This is a genomic window from Enterobacter sp. CPE_E863 (genome assembly GCF_046521465.1).
In the GTDB taxonomy this organism is placed as follows: Bacteria; Pseudomonadota; Gammaproteobacteria; order Enterobacterales; family Enterobacteriaceae; genus Enterobacter; species Enterobacter adelaidei.
In genome coordinates, this window is record NZ_JBKFZX010000001.1 from 563938 (window position 1) to 585344 (window position 21407).

14 protein-coding genes and 2 pseudogenes are annotated in these 21407 nt (G+C 53.7%); 4 read left to right on the forward strand and 12 right to left on the reverse strand.

The features are described from left to right. Window positions 1-27 precede the first annotated feature (27 nt). Window positions 28-1614 (forward strand): type I restriction-modification system methyltransferase, encoded by a 1587-nt coding sequence (hsdM, locus tag ACLHV8_RS02665; protein WP_410376751.1) that lies wholly within the window; start codon window positions 28-30, stop codon window positions 1612-1614. Next, window positions 1614-2942, forward strand: a complete 1329-nt coding sequence (locus ACLHV8_RS02670) for a restriction endonuclease subunit S (RefSeq protein WP_410376752.1) — start codon at window positions 1614-1616, stop codon at window positions 2940-2942. The genes hsdM and ACLHV8_RS02670 overlap by 1 nt, the downstream gene beginning before the upstream one ends. A gap of 71 nt (window positions 2943-3013) precedes the next feature. Here ACLHV8_RS02670 and ACLHV8_RS02675 read toward each other — a convergent pair. Together ACLHV8_RS02675 and ACLHV8_RS02680 are read right to left on the reverse strand one after the other, a co-directional pair. After that, window positions 3014-6589 (reverse strand): annotated as a pseudogene (locus ACLHV8_RS02675) (helicase-related protein); the annotation flags it as partial. A 23-nt stretch (window positions 6590-6612) separates the two neighbouring features. Beyond that, a protein-coding gene (locus ACLHV8_RS02680) for an IS3-like element ISSen4 family transposase (protein ID WP_121528277.1) occupies window positions 6613-7733 on the reverse strand; the annotation gives its coding sequence in 2 pieces (ribosomal slippage) (window positions 6613-7475 and window positions 7475-7733; 1122 coding nt in all). Window positions 7734-7834: 101 nt separating this feature from the next. Here ACLHV8_RS02680 and ACLHV8_RS02685 point away from each other — a divergent pair. Continuing rightward, window positions 7835-8572 (forward strand): HNH endonuclease, encoded by a 738-nt coding sequence (locus ACLHV8_RS02685; protein WP_049006226.1) that lies wholly within the window; start codon window positions 7835-7837, stop codon window positions 8570-8572. A gap of 88 nt (window positions 8573-8660) precedes the next feature. Here the strand turns inward: ACLHV8_RS02685 and ACLHV8_RS02690 are convergent, their stop codons facing one another. Next, complete coding sequence (locus ACLHV8_RS02690) at window positions 8661-9206, reverse strand: YfaZ family outer membrane protein (RefSeq protein ID WP_028016547.1); 546 nt, start codon at window positions 9204-9206, stop codon at window positions 8661-8663. Between the two features lie 410 nt (window positions 9207-9616). Here ACLHV8_RS02690 and ACLHV8_RS02695 point away from each other — a divergent pair, with 410 nt between their 5' ends. Next, window positions 9617-10975 (forward strand): esterase-like activity of phytase family protein, encoded by a 1359-nt coding sequence (locus ACLHV8_RS02695; protein WP_129324074.1) that lies wholly within the window; start codon window positions 9617-9619, stop codon window positions 10973-10975. A gap of 430 nt (window positions 10976-11405) precedes the next feature. Here ACLHV8_RS02695 and yjiA read toward each other — a convergent pair whose 3' ends face one another. From yjiA to hpaI, 9 genes and pseudogenes are all read right to left on the reverse strand, one after another. Beyond that, window positions 11406-12359, reverse strand: coding sequence for a GTPase (yjiA, locus tag ACLHV8_RS02700; RefSeq protein ID WP_208594035.1), 954 nt, complete (start codon window positions 12357-12359; stop codon window positions 11406-11408). 10 nt (window positions 12360-12369) lie between these two features. After that, the gene (locus ACLHV8_RS02705; RefSeq protein ID WP_003856610.1) at window positions 12370-12573 is read right to left on the reverse strand and encodes a YbdD/YjiX family protein; all 204 of its coding nucleotides are present in this window, start codon (window positions 12571-12573) and stop codon (window positions 12370-12372) included. A gap of 54 nt (window positions 12574-12627) precedes the next feature. After that, complete coding sequence (locus tag ACLHV8_RS02710) at window positions 12628-14781, reverse strand: carbon starvation CstA family protein (RefSeq protein ID WP_208594034.1); 2154 nt, start codon at window positions 14779-14781, stop codon at window positions 12628-12630. A gap of 190 nt (window positions 14782-14971) precedes the next feature. After that, window positions 14972-15889 (reverse strand): helix-turn-helix transcriptional regulator, encoded by a 918-nt coding sequence (locus tag ACLHV8_RS02715; RefSeq protein WP_028016552.1) that lies wholly within the window; start codon window positions 15887-15889, stop codon window positions 14972-14974. A gap of 179 nt (window positions 15890-16068) precedes the next feature. Further along, window positions 16069-16578, reverse strand: a complete 510-nt coding sequence (locus ACLHV8_RS02720) for a 4-hydroxyphenylacetate 3-monooxygenase reductase subunit (RefSeq protein WP_208594033.1) — start codon at window positions 16576-16578, stop codon at window positions 16069-16071. 17 nt (window positions 16579-16595) lie between these two features. Beyond that, window positions 16596-18158, reverse strand: coding sequence for a 4-hydroxyphenylacetate 3-monooxygenase, oxygenase component (gene hpaB / locus ACLHV8_RS02725; protein ID WP_208594032.1), 1563 nt, complete (start codon window positions 18156-18158; stop codon window positions 16596-16598). Window positions 18159-18379: 221 nt separating this feature from the next. Continuing rightward, a pseudogene (hpaA, locus tag ACLHV8_RS02730) lies at window positions 18380-19267 on the reverse strand (4-hydroxyphenylacetate catabolism regulatory protein HpaA); the annotation flags it as partial. Beyond that, the gene (hpaX, locus tag ACLHV8_RS02735; RefSeq protein WP_208594030.1) at window positions 19239-20585 is read right to left on the reverse strand and encodes a 4-hydroxyphenylacetate permease; all 1347 of its coding nucleotides are present in this window, start codon (window positions 20583-20585) and stop codon (window positions 19239-19241) included. The gene hpaX and the pseudogene hpaA, both read right to left, overlap by 29 nt. Window positions 20586-20606: 21 nt before the next feature. After that, window positions 20607-21404: a 4-hydroxy-2-oxoheptanedioate aldolase gene (gene hpaI / locus ACLHV8_RS02740; protein ID WP_128348638.1), complete on the reverse strand. Its 798-nt coding sequence runs from the start codon at window positions 21402-21404 to the stop codon at window positions 20607-20609. Window positions 21405-21407 lie beyond the last annotated feature (3 nt).

A 21407-nucleotide genomic window follows, 5' to 3' on the forward strand; every position in this document is an offset into this window, starting at 1 on the left:
GGGCCGCTGTTTTACATGGGATCTTCAATGAACAATAACGATCTGGTCGCAAAGCTGTGGAAACTGTGCGACAACCTGCGCGACGGCGGCGTCTCCTATCAAAACTACGTGAATGAACTCGCCTCGCTGCTGTTTTTGAAAATGTGTAAAGAGACCGGCCAGGAAGCGGACTACCTGCCGGAAGGCTACCGCTGGGATGACCTGAAATCGCGCATTGGCCAAGAGCAGTTGCAGTTTTACCGCAACCTGCTGGTGCATCTGGGCGCGGACGAGAAAAAACTGGTGCAGGCGGTGTTCCAGAACGTCAATACCACCATCACCCAACCGAAGCAGCTGACCGAGCTGGTGAGTAACATGGACTCACTGGACTGGTACAACGGTGCTCACGGTAAGTCTCGCGATGACTTCGGCGATATGTACGAAGGGCTGCTGCAGAAGAACGCTAACGAAACCAAATCCGGCGCAGGCCAGTATTTTACTCCGCGTCCGCTGATCAAAACCATTATCCATCTGCTGAAGCCGCAGCCGCGTGAAGTGGTGCAGGACCCGGCGGCGGGAACGGCGGGCTTTTTGATTGAAGCCGACCGTTACGTGAAATCACAGACTAACGATCTGGATGACCTTGATGGAGACACGCAGGATTTCCAGATCCACCGCGCGTTTATCGGTCTTGAACTGGTGCCCGGTACCCGCCGTCTGGCGCTGATGAACTGTCTGCTGCACGATATTGAAGGCAACCTCGACCACGGCGGCGCCATTCGTCTGGGCAACACGCTGGGCAGCGACGGTGAAAACCTGCCGAAGGCGCATATTGTCGCCACCAACCCACCGTTTGGCAGCGCCGCGGGCACCAACATCACCCGCACCTTTGTGCACCCGACCAGCAACAAACAGCTGTGCTTTATGCAGCATATTATTGAGACCCTGCACCCCGGCGGCCGCGCGGCGGTGGTGGTGCCGGATAACGTGCTGTTTGAAGGCGGCAAGGGTACCGATATTCGTCGCGACCTGATGGACAAATGCCATCTGCATACCATCCTGCGTCTGCCAACCGGCATCTTTTACGCCCAGGGCGTTAAAACCAACGTGCTGTTCTTTACCAAAGGTTCGGTGGCGAATCCCAATCAGGATAAAAACTGTACCGACGACGTGTGGGTGTATGACCTGCGGACCAATATGCCGAGCTTCGGCAAGCGCACGCCGTTTACCGAGCAGCATCTGCAGCCGTTTGAAACCGTCTACGGTGAAGATCCGCACGGTTTAAGCCCACGTACCGAAGGCGAGTGGAGCTTTAACGCCGAAGAGAGCGAAGTCGCCGACAGCGAAGAGAACAAAGGCACCGACCAGCACCAGGCGACCAGCCGCTGGCGTAAGTTCAGCCGCGAGTGGATCCGCACGGCAAAATCCGATTCGCTGGATATCTCCTGGCTGAAGGATAAGGACAGCATCGACGCCGACAATCTGCCGGAGCCGGACGTGCTGGCGGCAGAAGCGATGGGCGAACTGGTACAGGCGCTGGGCGAGCTGGATGTGCTGATGCGCGAGCTGGGTGCGGGCGATGAAGCGGATGCGCAGCGTCAGTTGCTGGAAGAAGCGTTTGGTGAGGTTAAATAATGTCTTTAGGATATATTTCCGGAACATTACCCTCTGAATGGGAAACTCCATTTTTAGTTGATCTAGTTTCACCTAAGCAGTGGAAAACAATTTCAACGAAAGAATTAACTGATGATGGTTACGTAGTCTATGGAGCGAATGGGAAAATAGGTTTTTACAATAAATATACTCACGAATCCGCGACGCTTATGATTACTTGTCGTGGGGCGACATGTGGAAATCTTCATATATCAGAGCCATTATCATATATTAATGGTAACGCGATGGCATTAGATAACCAGCCAACAAACTACGTAAATATTAAGTATTTAAAATATTCACTTCAGGCCAGGGGGTTGCAAGATACAATCTCAGGCTCTGCACAACCTCAAATTACGAAACAAGGCTTAGAAAAAGTTCAAATTCCACTCCCTGCCGTCAATGAACAAAAAATCATCGCCGAAAAAATCGATACGCTACTGGCGCAGGTGGACAGCACCAAAGCACGTCTTGAGCAAATCCCGCAAATCCTGAAACGTTTTCGCCAGGCGGTGCTTGCTGCGGCAATGAGAGGAAAACTGACTGAGATATGGAGAGCTCATAATTCATTTAATCTTTCATTGAAAAAATATTATGAATTAACGAAAGGACAAAAATTAAAAGCCAAAAACATCTCTGAGCCTTGTGAGGAGAAGACATGGTTACGTTGTAATATCGGGCATATTTTTAATGTTAAATCAGGTGATGGCCTTACAGCTAAAGAAATGAATGATTCAGGAGATATCCCTGTTTACGGAGGCAATGGTATTACAGGTTACCATGATAAGTATAACACTGAAGAACCAACTATTGTTATTGGTAGAGTAGGATATTATTGTGGTTCAGTTCATTTGACTCCCGAAAAATCGTGGATAACTGATAACGCATTACTTGTTGATTTTAATAGTGAATTAATTACAAAACAGTTCGCGCACTGGCTACTTAAGGCTACAAATTTAAGGGTAGATACATCCTCCTCAGCTCAACCTGTTATAAGTGGAGCAAAAATATATTCTATAGAAATAGTTATTCCTCCGATTGAAGAACAACACGAAATCGTCCGCCGCGTCGAACAACTCTTCGCCTACGCCGACACCATTGAAAAGCAGGTCAACAGCGCCCTGACCCGCGTCAACAGCCTCACCCAGTCAATCCTGGCAAAAGCCTTCCGCGGCGAGCTTACCGCTCAGTGGCGGGCTGAAAACCCGGATCTGATCAGCGGTGAAAACAGCGCCGCCGCCCTGCTGGAAAAAATTAAGGCCGAACGCGCCGCCAGCGGCGGTAAAAAAAACTCGCGTAAAAAAGCGTAATGGTGGTCATCGGCCATCGCTGACTCGAGTCGTTTTAGCGCTCCCAACTCTTTATTGGGAGCGCTAATGCATTAAGACGGCATCACCTCTACCAGCACATCCGTTGCCCAGCGTTCCTCGCTATTAAGGACTTTGCCCTCCTGGCAGGCTTGCGCCAGTTTTACTAGCTGATAAGTCACATCATCAGTAAAGTCAAAGTTACGCCATGCATACGGGAAGTCGATACGCCAGTATCCCATTCCCTGGTCGAAGCGAATCTTCAACATCTGACTATCTTCAAAGGTCACCGTCAGCTTACGATGATGTGGAATATCACGTGGCGAATCGAACATCGTCAGTTCTACCGCTCTGCCCATTGCCGCAGTAAACCACTGGTCGGCGAAATCCTGAAAATCCGCTTCGCTCATCCAGTCATGAGAGGGGCGATTTCCTGAACGATCTTTGGGCTTAAACAGAGTATCAAGCTCAAGCTCCGCGTCATCGGTCAGCTTTGTTTTTAGCGGTTTCAGTATCGCACCCAGCAGTGCCAGCGCAACCGGGTTTTGCAGATAGCGATCGGTATAGTGAACGCTGGTGATTCGCTGGTTTTTCATCAGTGACTGTGCTTCTTCATGGTTGTTACACAGCAAATCCCAGAAGCGTTGTCCGAACTGCGAAAGTGGACCATTTAACTGTTTATGAATCTCTATGTCTTTGACACGCTCAACCGCGTTCGCTGCTTTCCCCGGCAAAACAAACTCGTTCAGTTTTACCGTGTTATAGCCGAGGCTGCGAACGACCAGTTCGTCATTCAGGTGCCAGCCTGGCCCTGGGATAGTTGCCTGCTGGCTGCGTGAAGCCAGCGTCATTACGCGATCGGCAAAGGCGACTTGCGCAACAATCGGCAATTCCAGAGCCTGTTCGCTATGACACAAACGCACGCCCAAAGCAGTAAACTGCGAAAGCTCATGCAACAGCTCCGGATCATCGATGCCAGCAGGAATGACAAGGTCGACCGCAACATTGTCTTTAATCCGGTAGTTCTGAATCGCCGCCCGGAATTGACGGGCATAAAGATCCCACTCATTTAGCGGCCCGTTTACCCACAGAGTGAGTTTTTCAGCTCCCTCGTTAATCGCCCGACGAAGGGTATCGCCAATTGCTCCCGGGCAATATCGGGCATCCGGTAGCGAGAATGTCTCTTCATCCGGTAAACCAATGTAGAAACTGAAGTCATCCCCAAGCCAGGTCAGCGCAGCTTTACGGTCTAGCAGGTCATGATCGTGGCGGGTTTGGGAATCGAGCAAACATTCACTGCATGCGGTATCACAATGGGTGCAGCCCAGCTGTTTCACCATCCCCTGCAAAATGGCCTCAATGTGCAATGGCGCACTGGACGCAAAACCTGCGCCACCGCTAATCACATCGTAGAGTTGAACGGCTAATACCGATTGTCCGTTTTCCAGTCTGACCGGACGCACAGCGTAGCCCAGTTCTGCGGCAGAAACACCCAATACACCCGCCAATGCTTGACGCAATGCAACCGCCAACGTCATCGCAACAAGCCGACCTTCATCTGTATTATCCGGCAGATATTCACCGTTTTGCGGCTTGCGTAGGACCATTTCAAAGACATCCGTTCGCGCCAACGCCCCCAGCGTGACGTTCTTCATGAGCGCCGTCGAACCGGGACAAATTAGACGTTGATTCTGGCTGTCGCGATCCGCTTTTCCCGGACGCGGTGGGTAGTGAGCTTCCATACTTCTCGGTGCATCCTTCTCATTCAGCATCGACTCTGCACGCCCACAGCTCAGGCATAACGCGTAACCATGCCCACCTTCTCCGAGACTTTGCTGGAAAACATGACCATCAGCACCAAACGTCATATACCCCATTGTCGGGTTAGGCAGCGGTACGGGTTCAGCTTTAACAAATACCCAGGCAGGGACAACCGGGATAAATTTCATGGTTTCAATGTTGTTTGTCAACGGCGCATGCGCATCGGTCACAAACCCGGCTGGCTGCAGCACCTGGCGACGATTTTCCAGGATGATTTTTTCACCACAGGTGCTGTTGGTGCAAAATAGCGTCCCGGAACTGCTCAACCCCTCTTCATAGACTATGGTCCCGCATTTGTGACAGCGCCAGGCGCAATCCAGACGCTGGGCCTCATTGGTATCAGCGTTAACATTGTGCCAGTGCAGCGAGACACCGGCGGAGCGGAAGACCCGGCCATCCAGTATGATCTCTGCGCCTGGTGCATATTCCCGGATAGCGACTCCCAGGTTACGGGAGGGCAGCCCTTTGTAGCGTGACACGTTATCTTCGCGATCTTTTTTATCCCGGCTTTTCTGCGATTTTTCGCGAATATAGTCTTCCATTGTGAAGTTATCAAACGTCACCACATCCGTTGGGAAGCCGTATCCGGGAAGGAAGGTTCTGGCCGCCAGATCGCGCAGTAAATATTCGCCGCAATGTCGTTTTTTTTCCAGTTCTATGCGCTTGCGATAAGGCGTTTGCGGCTGCGATTCGCGTTCCTGTGCAACAAGATCGCGATAGACGGAAAGCCATCTCTGTTGCAGGAAAGTAATCGCGTTAATGGTTTTATCCCGCAGCAGGTCGGGTCTGGCTCCATGCAGCGCCGTACCTTTCACCAGCCGTTCCAGCGCCGCGTCGATATTAAGAACCGGACGCTCCAGCCAGACTTTAAAGCGTTCACATTTTGATTGCCCGTCGTCTTCACCGAAAAACCAGAGACTATCGAGACTAGTTTTTTCTTTATCCGTTTCGCCAATAACGTGACATAAAAAGTCAGAGAGCAATAACGCATTGACGTGGCGTTGCACCAGCCGGGCTGAGTTCATCGCCACCATTGGTGCAGGGATCATTGTTTCAAAAGGCCAAAGCGGGTTGGCAAATACCTGTTGATCGTGCGGGTTACCTTTACACAATGTGTAAGATATCGCGCGCGATTCCTTGCTACGTCCGGCTCGCCCGGCTCGCTGTAAATAATTAGCCGGATGCGGCGGTACGTTGTTCATCACGACGGCGGTAATGCCACCGATATCAACCCCCATTTCCATGGTGGTGGAACAGTTGAGAACATTAAGCTGCCCGTTCTTGAACATCTTTTCGTAGCTTTGCAGGCGTTCTGAAGACTGCTGGGCAGAGTGCTCGGCAGTGCGGTAGTAAAATCCGCCTTCCACGACACGATCGTTAATATCCGTCCAGACGTTTTCCGAACGCAATTTTGCGATCAGCGGCTCGTTGCTGACCCAGTCACGTACTTTAGCCAAACCCGGAGCATAGTCTTCTTGTGAGCGATCCACCTTCCAGATCTCTGGCATGGTGACCTTTTGCGCGACAAATGCGTCATATTGCGTCTGGGTGAGTTGTTCAAAGGAAATGTGAGTGGGTAGATATGGGGTTAACCCTTTAAAAGCAGTGTCCAGAATTTTATTGGTGACCGGACAAATCCAGGCATCCGTTATTAAAGAGAAGGTCAAATGCTCTTTCGGCAAATAGAAACGGTTACCATCAGGCTTCAGTACGGCAAGTGACCCGGTAAGCTGGTTCCATGCTTCTTTTAACCATGTATTGATAATATCAATCGTCGCCGTATTTACTTTTTTTAATCCCGCACCAAGCATTAATAACTTCACTGACCTGCCCCCACGATTAGATACAACACTCAGTTAGTAACGTCGGAATCTTCATTCTCAGAATGACCCTTTCTCCAGCCCGCTGCAAATTCAGACGGTGTCTGATAATTCAGCGTGGAGTGCGGGCGGCATTCGTTATAATCCTGCCGCCAGTCATTAATAATTTTCCTGGCATGAACGATATCGCTGAACCAGTGCTCATTCAAACATTCATCGCGAAATCGTCCGTTAAAGCTCTCAATAAATCCGTTCTGCGTTGGCTTGCCCGGCTGGATTAAGCGCAACTCAACACCATGCTCAAAGGCCCATTGATCCAGTGCACGGCAAGTGAACTCCGGCCCCTGGTCAGTTCTTATCGTCGCCGGATAGCCTCGAAACAGTGCAATGCTGTCCAGAATACGCGTGACCTGAACGCCTGAAATCCCAAAGGCAACAGTGACCGTCAGGCATTCCTTTGTGAAATCATCGACGCAGGTAAGACACTTGATCCTGCGACCGGTGGAAAGTGCGTCCATGACGAAATCCATCGACCAGGTCAGATTGGGCGCCGCCGGACGGAGCAGCGGCAGACGTTCTGTTGCCAGCCCTTTACGACGTCTTCTGCGTTTTACGCCCAGGCCACTGAGGTGATAAAGCCGGTACACGCGCTTATGATTAACATGAAGCCCTTCACGGCGCAGCAACTGCCAAATACGACGGTAGCCAAAACGCCTGCGCTCCAGTGCCAGCTCAGTGATGCGCCCTGATAAATGCGCATCAGCAGCCGGACGGTGAGCCTCATAGCGGCAGGTCGACAGGGATAAACCTGTAAGCCTGCAGGCACGACGTTGCGACAGACCGGTCGCATCACACATCAACATCACGGCTTCCCGCTTCTGGTCTGTCGTCAGTACTTTCGCCCAAGAGCCACCTGAAGCGCCTCTTTATCCAGCATGGCTTCGGCAAGCAGCTTCTTGAGTCTGGCGTTCTCTTCCTCAAGCGACTTCAGGCGCTTAACTTCAGGCACCGCCATACCGCCATACTTCTTACGCCAGGTGTAAAACGTGGCATCGGAAATGGCATGCTTGCGGCAGAGTTCACGGGCGGGTACCCCAGCTTCGGCTTCGCGGAGAATACTGATGATCTGTTCGTCGGAAAAACGCTTCTTCATGGGGATGTCCTCATGTGGCTTATGAAGACATTACTAACATCGGGGTGTACTAATCAACGGGGAGCAGGTCATACCAACAAAATGAGCAGGTGGGGTGATAAATGACGACTCAGTTTGATGATTTTTGTGCACAACTTCCATTCCGGAAAGGAAAAAAAGCGGCCGCTAAGCGTGAGCTAGTTCGGCTATATTTGCATGCCATTACTAATGCGGTGGATGTCTGGGGGGAATTGCGTGACTTATCTATTCCGGAGGATGAGACAACGACGAAACTTGAAGGTTCCGAGATTACATCAAATCTGCGAGACTATTTGGCCAAAAAACAGAAATACCGTTGCTGCTATTGTCAACGCTATCTTTATAACATTGCCCATGCAAAGCCAATTGAGCATATTTTGCCTCGTCACTATTTTCCTCGGTTTTCGTTGACCATGAAAAATCTCGCCGTTGCTTGCTATGACTGCAATTTAAAGAAAAGTAAAGCAGTCTGGTGGAGTGGTATAAACCCAGCGGGTGTTTATCCTGTGGCATCTCAACTGACGGCGGCATTTCATTGCAACCACCATGCCTATAATGATCATATTTCATGGATGAGTTATGCTACAAATGATTTTGCTTTCAGAGCATATGGCGGGATAACTGCGGCAGGTAAAAAACTGTGCCTGGATCTACTCCATGATATTTCTAAAGCGGAAATTCTGCTGAGTCGTGATGACGGGCTGAGAGAGGTACTGGATAATCTAAAGGCGATGAATGAAAGTGGATTAGGCGGTGACAGCGTTCGGGATTTTGTAAACGAGTTGCAAGGATTTATTCTTGCCAGCACGGAAGCAAATTAGTCGTTATAACGCTCTCTAATCTGGTAGAGCTTAGCCAACTCGACATAAAAAAACCTGCCATCAGACAGGTTTTTTATGACCATAAGACTTAGAAGCTCACGCCGCCGCCCACATAGGCGCCGTCAATCAGCGTATGGCCAGGACGGCCGTCTTTGCCATCTACGCTCACGTGACGGTAACCCACTTTCAGGGTCACTGGCGTAATTGGCGTCCAGCTTACGCCGCCATTGGCTTCAACGTAGTTTTTCACGCTGTTGTTCAGACCTTCTGGCGCGACATAACCTTCACCAAATACGTGAATGCTGTCGGTCAGGGCAACGTTAACGCCGCCACCAATCGGGAACGCCACGCCGTTATCGCCTTTTTTCGGGCCAAGGTAGATCGCCTTCGCGCCCGCATTCAGCATCACCGGGCCGACTTCCAGGTTGTAACCTGCACCCACTCCACCTGTCTGGGTGCCGTCGTCAGTGTTTTTAAGCCAGTTGCTTTCGGCATACAGGCCAGACGAGGATTTACCCATTTCCAGATTGAGGTTGGTAAAGTTTTTACCCTGCTCAATGCTGCCACCCATCGCCAGTGCGGAACCCGAGATAGCGGTCAGAGCAGAAAGAAGAAGGATATTCAGTTTTTTCATGTTTTATGCCTCGTCATCAAATTAATCTTACGGCACCTTAACAAGCGATGTTTATGACTGCAAATGTGGTTAGGATCAACTTTTTATACTGTAAATGTTAATTTTATTGCCCAAATTGTTATGAAGGTGTTTTGTTTTAGAGGTGTCAACGCGTGATTTTCTGCTGTTTAAGAACAGTTTAATTTTTTGACTAAACATAAACTGAACGAGGCGGGGATAATCATTCGGAATGCATTAATGGCATTTCTAATAATTTCCAGAAATGTTTCAGGTGTCATACAAAACCACAAAAACTTACATTTCTGGCGCTGACTATACGTTCAGCTGCTCGGCCCTGTTTCCTCGCAATGTCATTTTTCTGACACGTTGATTCTTTACGGTGTTGGCTTCACTCTATGGATGCTAACAATATGAAAAGAAAAATTATTCCTGTACTTATCGGTTGTGCGCTCTCTTTCTCTGGCCTGGCGGCGCAGCCCACGGCTGAACACTATGTCGTTAGCTTTCCCGAAGGCTCCCACGTGAACTACAGCGGGGCGTTTGCGGATGCTTTCCCGCATGGACTTCCTGTCGGAATCGGTTCTGGCCTGTTGTTCACCGGCAAGCAGGGCGATGCGCTGACCTTCGTGACGGTTACCGATCGTGGTCCGAATGCGGACGCGCCAAAAATGGGTAAAAACGAAGCCAAAATTTTTGTTACGCCGGATTTCGCGCCGCTGCTGATGACCATCCGTGTACAAGACGGTAAAGCCGAGGCCATTGATGCCCGCCCTCTGCACGACGATAAAGGCGAGATTAACGGGCTACCGCTGCAAAGCGGCGTGATTGGCTCCACCAATGAAGTGGCATTCAGCGACACGTTAAAGACGCTGAAGGGTGACAACCGCGGGCTGGACACGGAAGGCATCACGCCGGACGGCAAAGGCGGATACTGGCTGTGCGACGAGTATGGTCCGTTCCTGATAAACGTCGACAGTAGTGGGAAAATCCTGGCTATTCATGGGCCGCAGGCGGCGGAAGGGGAAAAATCCATCGCGGGCGGTCTGCCAAACATTATCAAATGGCGTCAACCGAACCGGGGCTTTGAAGGTCTGACCCGTATGCCTGACGGACGCATTATTGCCGCTGTGCAAAGCACGCTGGATATCGACGGTAAAAGTAAAAAACAGGCGCTGTTTACGCGTCTCGTCAGCTTCGACCCGGCGACCGGGAAAACCGCGATGTACGGCTATCCCATCGATAGCTCCGCCTACAGTAAAAACAGTGATGCCAAAATTGGCGACATTGTGGCGCTCGATGACCAGCACATCCTGCTGATTGAGCAGGGAAGCGATAAAAACGACGGGATGCGTAACCTGATCTACAAGGTGGATCTCAGCAAGGCGAGCGACCTTTCCGCCTTTGACAAGCCGGGCGAGTACCCGGAGTTTGATGATGAGAAGACCCTGGCGCAGCGCGGCATAACCCTTGCGGTGAAAACGCAGGTCGTTGATTTACGCGCCCTCGGCTGGCAGCAGGAGAAGGCCGAAGGGCTGGCGCTGATCGACAGCAAAACGCTGGCAGTGGCGAACGATAACGACTTTGGCGTAAAGGTGGCGATGCAAAACCCGGTCGAGGGCAAGAAGCTCAAGGATTATCGGGTGAACGCAGAAGGTAAGCTGACGCTGGATGATAAACCGGTGGAAACCACGCTCAGCGTGAAGCCGCTGAAGAAGCCGGAGTCGGACAGCGAGCTGTGGATTGTGACGCTGCCGGAGGCGGTGAAATAAGTATCCCCACAAAATAATGCCTGCACAGACGGCCCCCTCTCCCTTGAGGGAGAGGGCTGGGGTGAGGGGGAACATACGGCTGTGGAGGTTATTCCGTTCACTTTATGTTCCTTGCTACTCTGTAACGGCATGACCTGTGAACGTGCCAGGGTGGCTCACTCGCCACCACCCTGGCGACCCGGGCTCCCGGCGGTAAATCGCCGCTTCGCGGTGCCCTCAGCTTATTCCTTCAGGCTATCGGGTCGGGCATGAGCCTGCATCCCTGCAGGCCACGCCCTCTCGGCGCATCCCTGCGCCTCGCCCCGGCCTTACGGAAACGCCTCGGCGATTTACAGCCGGACCAGGACATCGCTGTAATTTATTCATTTTCCTGATACAAAGCTCATCGCTTCAGGTTAATAAATTACTGGGCAGAGGGGATGCATAGCGTTTATTTCTGTAGTCCCGCAAATGCCGCCCGAATTTCCTCTTCCGGCAGCTGGATGCCAATAAACACCATCACGCTGCGTGGCGTTTCCTCACCCCACGGCCTGTCCCAGTCGGCGCTATATAAACGCTGTACACCCTGGAACAGCAGGCGGTTTGGTTCACCGTGTATCCACAGCATCCCTTTGTAGCGCAGCAGCTTGTCGGCAAACGACAGCAGCAGGTTCTCCATCACTCGCGAAACCTCGCCGATGTCCACCGGATAATCCAGCTCCACCACAATCGACGCCACGTCGTTTTGCTTATCTCCCATAAAGTGGAAGCGCGGCTTCGAGGTGACATTCTCTTCCAGCATAAAGCCATTGGTGTTGAACAGTTGAGACAGGTCGATATCCCCGTGCGTCACCCTGTAAATCGGGGCGCGGGAGTTGATGCGCGTCAGGCGCTCGCGCAGTTTTTCGCTCTCGCCCGCCACGTCGGTTTTGGTCAGCAGAATGCGGTCGGCATAACCCACCTGAGACTGAGCAATGGTGAACTGATTCATCTGTTCGTCGGCGTGGACGGCATCGACAAGCGCAATCACGCCGTCCAGCAGGTAGCGCTGGCAGAGGATCTCATGGGAGAAAAAGGTCTGAATAATTGGGCCGGGGTCAGCCATGCCGGTGCATTCAATCACCAGGCGGTCGAAATTGATGTCACCACGATCGCGGCTGTCTAGCAGGTCCAGCAGAGCGTCTTCCAGTTCGTTAGAGCGGGTGCAGCAGATGCAGCCGTTGGTCAGGGTTTTGATCTGCGTGGCGCGATCGCCGATCAGCTGATCGTCTACCGAAACTTCGCCAAACTCGTTTTCGATAACGGCGATTTTGAAGCCGTGCTGCTCGTTCAGAATATGGCGCAGCAGGGTGGTTTTACCTGCGCCGAGGAAACCGGTCAGCAGGGTGACGGCAATCGGGGTCATGGTGTCTCCTTTAGCAGCAGCGGACGCCGCCTTCTCCACTTCCGCCGTAGCGCGCTTCCTGACGCTCGCGGAAGAATTCGGTGTAGGTCATGTACGGCTTATCCGGATGGTTGGTCTTCATATGCTCAACGTAGTTGTCATAGTCCGGAATGCCAATCAGCATTTTCGCCGCCTGACCGAGGTATTTTTTTGCTTCGCCTAAGTTACCAAACATAACGTGTCCTGATAAGAACAAAGCCCCGCCGAAGCGGGGCTGGATATGACGTCATTAATGGTGTGAAGAGGTCTTCACGCCGCCTTCCGGCACCGGCACATACGGGGTTTCTTTATCCGTACGACCCTCGGCGTTACGCACTTTCAGCCAGGTTTTGATGCCGTAGAAGATGATGCTGTACACCACCACCAGGAACAGAATACTCAGACCCGCGTTGGTGTAGTTGTTCACCACGATATGGTTCATGTTGGCAATCTGCTGCGCAGTCAGGTCTGCGCCGCCTGCGGCAATCTTCTCTTTGTACTGGTTAGCCATAAAGAAGAAGCCTTCCAGCTGCGGGTTGGCACTGAACAGTTTCAGGCCAAGTGCCCAGGTGGTGCAGAGCAGCAGCCACAGCGCAGGGACCACGGTGACCCAGATGTATTTGGTGCGTTTCATCTTCACGAGGACAACGGTGCCGAGCACCAGAGCAACGGCTGCGAGCATCTGGTTAGAGATACCGAACAGCGGCCACAGGCTCTTCACGCCGCCCAGTGGGTCGACAACGCCCTGATACAGCAGGTAACCCCACAGGCCAACACAACCCGCCGTGCCCAGTACGCCCGCAACCAGAGAGTCGGTTTTCTTCAGGAATGGCACGAAGTTACCCAGCAGATCCTGCAGCATGAAGCGGCCAGCACGGGTACCGGCGTCCAGCGCGGTCAGGATGAACAGGGCTTCAAACAGAATACCGAAGTGGTACCAGAAGCCCATGTCCGCCCACGGCAGCACTTTGTGGAACACGTGCGCGATACCGACAGCCAGCGTTGGAGCACCACCTGCACGGTTCAGCACGGACGGTTCGCCGATGTCTTTCGCGGTCTGCATGATCTGCTCAGGCGAAATCACGAAGCCCCAGGAGCTGACGGTTGCTGCAGCATGTGCGCTTGCGTCTTTCAACTGCGCCATAATCAGCGCCGCGTTGTCACCACCCATCTCATGCAGGTTTGGCATGGTAATGCCCAGACCTGCTGGTGGGGTGTTCATTGCGAAGTACAGACCCGGTTCGATGATGGAAGCGGCAACCAGCGCCATGATCGCCACGAAGGATTCCATCAGCATTGCGCCGTAACCGATCAGGCGTGCGTCTTTCTCGTTCGCCAGCAGCTTCGGTGTAGTACCGGACGCAATCAGCGCGTGGAAGCCCGAGACCGCACCACAAGCGATAGTGATAAACAGGAACGGGAACAGTGCGCCTTTCCACAGCGGGCCAGTACCGTCGATGTACTGCGTCACGGCTGGCATTTTCAGATCCGGGTTAATCACCAGGATACCGATCGCCAGACCGACAATAACGCCGATTTTCAGGAAGGTTGCCAGGTAGTCACGCGGAGCCAGAATCAGCCAGACCGGCAGCAGGGCGGAGATAAATGCGTAACCGACCAGTGCGAAGGTGATAGTGGTGTCTTTGAAGGTCAGTGCCGGGCCCCAGTACGGGTCGTGTGCAATCACGCCGCCGAAGTAAATGGACGCAACCAGCAGCACAATACCAATCACCGACACTTCGCCCACGCGTCCCGGACGCAGGAAGCGCATGTAGATACCCATGAACAGTGCAATCGGCACGGTAGAGCAGACGGTGAAGACACCCCACGGGCTTTCGGCCAGCGCTTTCACCACGATCAGTGCCAGCACCGCAAGGATGATGATCATAATCAGGAAGCAGCCAAACAGGGCGATAGTTCCCGGCACGCGACCCATCTCTTCTTTGACCATCTCACCCAGAGAGGCACCGTTACGGCGAGAAGAGATAAACAGCACCATGAAGTCCTGTACCGCACCTGCCAGCACAACGCCTGCGAGCAGCCACAGGGTACCTGGCAGGTAGCCCATTTGTGCGGCCAGTACCGGCCCGACCAACGGGCCCGCGCCCGCAATCGCGGCAAAGTGGTGACCAAACAGCACGTAGCGGTTGGTTGGCACATAGTTCAGGCCGTCATTGTTTATGACCGCCGGAGTGGCACGCGTCGGGTCGAGCTTCATGACCTTCTGCGCGATGTACAAGCTGTAGTAGCGATAAGCCACAAGATAGACGGAAACAGACGCGACCACGATCCACAGGGCGCTTACGTGCTCGCCCCGGCGTAATGCGACAACCGCCAGACAAAAAGCGCCGAGGATCCCGAGTAAGGCCCAGGGCACGTGCTTCAGTAGTTTTTTAGTATCCATAATAGACCTGGTTTTTTATGTAAAGAAAAAAGGGTCAGGGTTCGTTGTGAGGAGGTGTTGATTAATGCTGGTGGGATCTTGCCAGAACGTCGCGTGTGTAAAGGAGGGTAAATGGATGAGTGGTTGAAAGTGCCAGGTAAGCGGTCAAAGGTGGCGGCGAGTGGTTCCGGTTCGCCGCCAGCGGTCGAAATTATGTGATTGAGATCACTTGGTTATGCGCGCTGCTCTCCATTGCCAGGTAGCTTTCCAGTGTTCGGATGAGTTTCTCCTTAAGCCAGCTCGGCTCCAGGATCTGAATGTCTGGCAGCCAGTAGAAAAGCAGCGGCAAGATCTGATTTTCGTGTGCCGCCTGACAGCGCAGCGTGACGCCGCCGTGTTGCTCCTCCAGCAACTCTTGCTCCGGCAGGAGATCGCGGCGCAGGAAGTAATGTGAAATATTATTTTTAATAAATATTTTCACTGCGAAAGTATCTTCCGACACCCAGGGGTCGAGGCTTTTTTCCAGCAGCTCGCGAGCATTCTCTTCAGGAGTGAAGGTGGTCGTATGAATATCAAGCCAGCTAATCTGACTCAATGAGAAGGATTTCAGTCTGCCATTCTCGGTGGCTTGTAAATACCATATATTTTTTTTGTTAATCAGTTTATAGGGATTAATCAGACGGGTTTTACTCTTATAAACGATCTGGCAAACATTATGGTTCTTAATCGATTTCTCGATTTTCGCTAAATGACGACGAATATCGCGTTGTACCGTGTGTTCTGCTTCATTCCCAAGGATAAGAATATGGTTTTCGTCAACGCGTGTTTCAAGTTTCTGCCAGAATTCCGTATTTCTTTCAGGGAAAAAGCTATCAGCATTCAGGAAGTTAGCCAGTGAGTGATGTAATCCTTGTCCGCCGGGAGATTGTGAAGAATGGATCAGTCGATATAGCCCATTACCGGTATGTTCAACAATCGGAGAGAGTGCATTTAAATCCCGGTAGACGGTACGCTCGGTAATTTTAAATTTTTCCATTAGCGCACTGCGGTTTACCACACCGTTTAAATGTAGTTCAACCAGAATATCGACCAGACGTTCAGCCGAGCGGCTCCGCGTCGTTTTAGCCATAAGGTCATCCTGTATATTTGTGTATGCGCTGAATGATGCGGATGGCACTGACAACAGATGTCAGTATTCAGGCACAGAAAATTTCTCTTATGGTTATATAACGGCGTGATTTAGTGGAAACCTTAGGAATTTTTGTGGAAAGCGGCGCTGGCCGGAAAAAAGGCCAGCGCGAGAGGGGGTTATACTGCGGCTTCCGTCTCCATCATGACCGGGTGAAAACGGCGTTTGAAGTAGATCAGGCCATGTTCCGCGTCACTCAGAATGATATTTTTAATTTCAACGAGATAGACAAGATGCGTACCGATGGTTTGCACCTGGCTTATCTCGCCCTCAAGGCTGGCCAGCGCGCCTTTCAGCACCGGTTGTGCCAGCGCACCGTTCTGCCAGCAGGAGAGCGCAAAGCGGTCCTCCATTGCCATACCGGTCATTCCGGCGAAGTGGCGAGCCATTATCTCTTGCTCATGGTTCAGCACGTTAACGCACAGCCTGCCGTTGCCCTGAAATACCGGGTTCATGGCGCTATTGGCGTTGATGCACACCATCAGCGATGGTGGCGTGTCCGTTACCGAGCAGACGGCGGTGGCGGTGATCCCGCAGCGACCAGCTTCACCCTCGGTGGTGATAACATTCACTGCGGCCGACAGGCTGGCCATCGCATCGCGAAAACGCAGACGTTGTTCTGATTGCATTGTCATCTCCCGCTGCGTTATTTCAGCAGCTTATCCAGCATGTTGATATCGCTGTTGTTGTGCAGGTGCGGCACCGTCCAGCCGTGTTGGTCGTACTCGGACATGCAGCGGTCGACCATTGCCATCATCTTGTCCATGTTGCCGGAGCTCTGCGCCTGACGCAGACACTGCAGGCGGATCTCATCCTGGCTACCGGAGTAGTTGATTTCGTACAGCTCGTGACGGCCGCCAAATTCGCTGCCGATGGCGTCCCACATCAGTTTTAAAATCTTGATGCGTTCGACGTGATCCATACCGTTGGAGCCGCGCACGTATTTCGCCAGATACTGGTCGATCTGCGGGTTGTTCAGATCCCGGGCACTGGACGGCAGGTAGATCAGACCGGACGTCACGTTACGTTCGATGATGTTCTTGATCTTCGCGTAGGCCATCGGCGCCATTACGCGGTAGGTTTGCAGCGCGGCGTGATCCGGCAGATACGCACCGTTGACCCACGGCGTGGCTTCAGAGCACATGGAGTCGCTCAGCGCCCAGAACATGTTGCGCCAGGCCACCACTTCGCCGAGATCTGCCTGCACGCCGCGGAACTCCAGGGTACCGGTACACTCCAGGGATTTCTTCAGCAGGGCAGTGATGAAGTCGAGCTTCACCGCCAGACGTACGCAGGCCTGCAGCGGGTACATACGGGCAAAGCCACCTTCCATTGTCCAGCGACGGCAACGGTCGAAATCGCGGTAGATCAGCACGTTTTCCCACGGGATCAGCACATTGTCCATCACCAGGATCGCGTCGTTCTCGTCGAAGCGGCTGGAGAGCGGGTAGTCGTACGGGGAGCCTGTTGCGCCTGCCACCATCTCGTAAGAGGCGCGGGAGATCAGCTTCACGCCTTCGGCATCCATCGGGGCGACGAACATCAGTGCGAAGTCCGGGTTTTCGCCCATCACCTGCGCGGAGCCGAAGCCAATCATGTTGTAGTGAGTCAGCGCCGAGTTGGTGGCCACCACTTTCGCACCGCTGACGATAATTCCCGCGTCGGTCTCTTTCTCCATCTTGATGTAGACATCTTTCACTTCATCGGCGGGTTTATGGCGATCGATCGGGGGGTTAACGATCGCGTGGTTGAAGTACAGGCCGGTTTCCTGAATGCGGGTGTACCAGTTGCGAGCGTTCTGTTCGAACTGACCGTAGAAGGCCGGGTTAGCGCCGAGCGCGCAACCAAATGCCGCTTTGTAATCCGGCGTGCGCCCCATCCAGCCGTAGCTCAGGCGCGACCACTCGGCGATGGCATCACGCTGCTGGCGCAGGTCGTCGGCGCTTTTCGCCACGCGGAAGAACTTATGGGTATAGCCGCCACTGCCCGTATCGGTACCCCAGCACAGCGTGTCCTGCATGTCCGGCTTGTGCAGGGCATCGTACATCTGCGCGATGGAGGCTGCCGCATTACGAAATGCCGGGTGGGTGGTGACGTCTTTGACGCGCTCGCCGTAGATATAAATCTCACGACCGTCCTGCAGGCTTTTTAAATACTCTTCGCCGGTTAACGGGCGTTTGGCATCAGCGCGGAAATCTTCTGGCTTCATAGGGACCTCGTATCGGAATAGGGTTGTTAAATTTATGTTTTGTTTTTGTTGTTTAATTGAAGCGTGAGAGGGGAGGAACGTGAAGGGACGATTGGGACAACGGCGGGTACTTTTCGCGAGAGATCGCAGAGTGTGATTTCCCTCACCCTAACCCTCTCCCAGAGGGAGAGGGGACGGTTACTCCCTCTCCCTTTGGGAGAGGGCAGGGGGTGGGGAACAGGTGACACCGGTACTTTCTGCGCCCGATAGCTGCTCGGCGAGCACCCCACTAAACGGTTAAAAAAGCGGGCAAAATAGGCCGGATCTTTAAACCCGAGCTGCCAGGCAATCTCACTGACCGCGCTGTCGGAGAAGAGCAGCAACCGCCTGGCTTCGCGCAGCTGGCGGTCGAAGATCAGCCGCTTCGGCGGACGGTTGGCAAAGCGGCGGCAGATATCGGTCAGACGGGATTCGGTGAGATGAAGTTCGCTGGCATATTCCGGCACCGTCCAGTGCTGGTGGTAGTGCGCATCAATCAGTTGCGTAAAGCGCTGGAAAAGTTTGAGCTCGCCGCGCATCCCGCCTGAAGCATGGTCGTCGAGCTTCGCGTTGCGCAGCAGCAGGGTGAACACCGCCTGTGCCAAAAGTGCCAGCGTATGTTCACGTCCGGGCAGCTGTTCCGTGGATTCGCGTTCGATCAGCCGCCAGTAGTGTTTCAGCGCCGCCAGTTCATCCGGTTTGTCGGCCAGGGACAAGCAGATCCCCGGCAGGCCGAACGTTTCACGCGTGCCGGGGTAGAGCACTTCCAGCAGCGGCCAGATCAGATCCTCGCGCACGGTCAGGACATGCCCGTCGCTGTCAGATTCGGTGATAAACGCGTGCGGCACCGACGGTGGCGTAAGGACGAAAAGCGGCGCCTGCACCGAATAGCGGTGATCGTCGAGCTGAAGTTCAATCTGCCCGGTATCAAGAAAGTGCATCTGAAAATACTGGTCGTGACGATGCGCCTGCATGTCGCGGCCAAAAAAGGCCGCCATGCGCGCGAACGACTGGTAGTGCACATCGTCGGTGCCCAGACTTTCGTCGTACTCCTTGCTGATATCAATGTTGGCGATGGGGCTCTGGCACATGGCCGCTCCTCTGCTGCTCCCGGTGCGTCATCGGGATGCGTGTTAATACCAGCGCACCGACCACCAGCAGCCCGGCGACAAACCACAGCCCTGAACTGAAGCTTCCTGTCGCATCACGCAGAATGCCGATCAGCAGCGGGCTGACGGCAGATCCCACGTTGCCGATGGCATTGATCACCGCCAGTGCCACCGCGCGGGATTGCAGGCTAATAACCTGATCCGGCGTGGTCCAGAATATCGCCATGGCGGTAAACGATCCGGTTGAGGCCATGATGATGCCAAGTAGTTGGATCAGACTGTGATCCGTCGCCGAGGCCAGCATCCATCCCGCCGCCGCGAACAGATACGGCAGGATGGTGTGCTTTTTTCGCTCTTTCAGCCTGTCGGAGCGGCGGCTCCACCAGATCATCCCGAGGATGGTACAAAACTGCGGGATCGCCGCCAGCAGGCCGATCACGATATTGCTGCTGTGGCTGTTAAAGCTTTGCAGGATCTGCGGCGTCCAGATGTTGATTGCACTCAGCGTGTTGGTCAGACAGAAGTAGGCCAGGGTGTAGAGCAGCACCGCAGGGGTCAATACTTCACGCAGCGTCGAGCGCGGCGTGGCGGAATGCGCAACGGCAAGCTCCTGTTCGCGGGCGATCATGGTTTTGAGCGCCTGCTTTTCGTCATCATCAAGCCAGGTGGCCTGATCCGGCGTGTCGTTAAGGAAGAACCAGGTCACTACGCCAAGCACCACGGACGGCAGGCCTTCCAGCAGGAACAGCCACTGCCAGCCTTTCAGGTTCCATAGCCCGTCCATAGCCAGAATGTACCCGGAGAGGATCGAGCCGAGCATCATGGTCACCGGCATGGCAATCATAAACAGCGCGTTGGCGCGGGCACGGTGATACGCCGGGAACCACCAGGTGAGATAGACCAGGATCCCCGGCAGGAAGCCGGCTTCGGCAATGCCCACCAGCATACGCAGGACGTAGAGCGTCTGCGGGCTGGTGGCGAACATGGTGCTGGTCGAGGCAATACCCCACACCACCATGATCCCGGCGATCCAGCGGCGTGCGCCGATCCTGGCCAGCATGATGTTGCTCGGGATCCCACACAGCACGTAGGTGACGTAAAACAGCGTTGCCGCCAGGCCAAACATGGTGGAGGTCAAGCCCAGATCTTTGCCCATCGTCAGCCCGGCAAAGCCAATGTTAATGCGGTCGAGAAACGAGAAGACAAACAGGATAAAGAGAAACACGATCAAGCGACGGAACAGTTTGTTAATGACGCGATGTTCAACAGCTTTATTATTTTGCAGGGTAGAGGTCGTCATGGTGCGCTCCAGATCTTACGTTTAGTAGACGGATTTATTGTTATTAACTGACGTAACCGGTTTTTCGATAAATCTTGCAGCCAGGGCTTCGGCGCTGCGGGCGAGCAGGGTGGTATCAACGCCGACGGCGACAAACAATGCGCCGAGTTCGAGATAGCGTTTTGCCAGCGCTTCATTCGCCATCAGGATGCCGGGCGCTTTACCTGCGTCGCGTATCTGGGCAATGGCCTGTTCGATAGCGGCCTGTACGTCCGGGTGCTGCGGATTACCCGCAAAACCCATGTCGGCGCTGAGATCCGCCGGGCCGATAAACACCCCGTCGACCCCTTCCACGTCCAGGATCTGCGGCAGATTTTTTAGCGCCTCGCGGGTTTCGATTTGCACCAGTACGCACATGGCATCGTTCGCCTGTTGCAGGTAATCCGGGATACGGTTCCAGCGCGACGCACGGGCCAGCGCGCTGCCCACACCGCGAATACCCGCAGGGGGATAACGGGTAGCGCTTACCGCCAGCCGGGCTTCATCGGCGTTTTGCACCATCGGTACCAGCAGGGTTTGCGCGCCCACGTCGAGCAGCTGTTTGATCTGCACGGGATCGTTCCACGACGGGCGCACGACCGGCTGGCTGGCGTAAGGCGCAATTGCCTGTAGCTGCGTTAAGACGGTTTGCACATTGTTTGGTGCGTGTTCACCGTCGATCAGCAGCCAGTCGAAGCCCGCGCCTGCCAGCAGTTCGGCGCTGTAGCTGCTGGTCAGCCCCAGCCATAACCCAATTTGCGGCGTTCCGGATTTCAGCGCCGCTTTGAATGCGTTTTGCATGGT

Bases quoted from the DNA above. Each gene is read 5' to 3' on its own strand.
- hsdM (WP_410376751.1), top strand. From the start codon at position 28: ATGAACAATAACGATCTGGTCGCAAAGCTGTGGAAACTGTGCGACAAC.
- ACLHV8_RS02705 (WP_003856610.1), bottom strand. From the start codon at position 12,573: ATGTTTGGTAACTTAGGCGAAGCAAAAAAATACCTCGGTCAGGCGGCG.
- ACLHV8_RS02715 (WP_028016552.1), bottom strand. From the start codon at position 15,889: ATGGCTAAAACGACGCGGAGCCGCTCGGCTGAACGTCTGGTCGATATT.
- hpaB (WP_208594032.1), bottom strand. From the start codon at position 18,158: ATGAAGCCAGAAGATTTCCGCGCTGATGCCAAACGCCCGTTAACCGGC.
- yjiA (WP_208594035.1), bottom strand. From the start codon at position 12,359: ATGACCCCGATTGCCGTCACCCTGCTGACCGGTTTCCTCGGCGCAGGT.
- ACLHV8_RS02690 (WP_028016547.1), bottom strand. From the start codon at position 9,206: ATGAAAAAACTGAATATCCTTCTTCTTTCTGCTCTGACCGCTATCTCG.
- hpaI (WP_128348638.1), bottom strand. From the start codon at position 21,404: ATGCAAAACGCATTCAAAGCGGCGCTGAAATCCGGAACGCCGCAAATT.
- ACLHV8_RS02685 (WP_049006226.1), top strand. From the start codon at position 7,835: ATGACGACTCAGTTTGATGATTTTTGTGCACAACTTCCATTCCGGAAA.
- ACLHV8_RS02720 (WP_208594033.1), bottom strand. From the start codon at position 16,578: ATGCAATCAGAACAACGTCTGCGTTTTCGCGATGCGATGGCCAGCCTG.
- ACLHV8_RS02695 (WP_129324074.1), top strand. From the start codon at position 9,617: ATGAAAAGAAAAATTATTCCTGTACTTATCGGTTGTGCGCTCTCTTTC.
- ACLHV8_RS02670 (WP_410376752.1), top strand. From the start codon at position 1,614: ATGTCTTTAGGATATATTTCCGGAACATTACCCTCTGAATGGGAAACT.
- ACLHV8_RS02710 (WP_208594034.1), bottom strand. From the start codon at position 14,781: ATGGATACTAAAAAACTACTGAAGCACGTGCCCTGGGCCTTACTCGGG.
- hpaX (WP_208594030.1), bottom strand. From the start codon at position 20,585: ATGACGACCTCTACCCTGCAAAATAATAAAGCTGTTGAACATCGCGTC.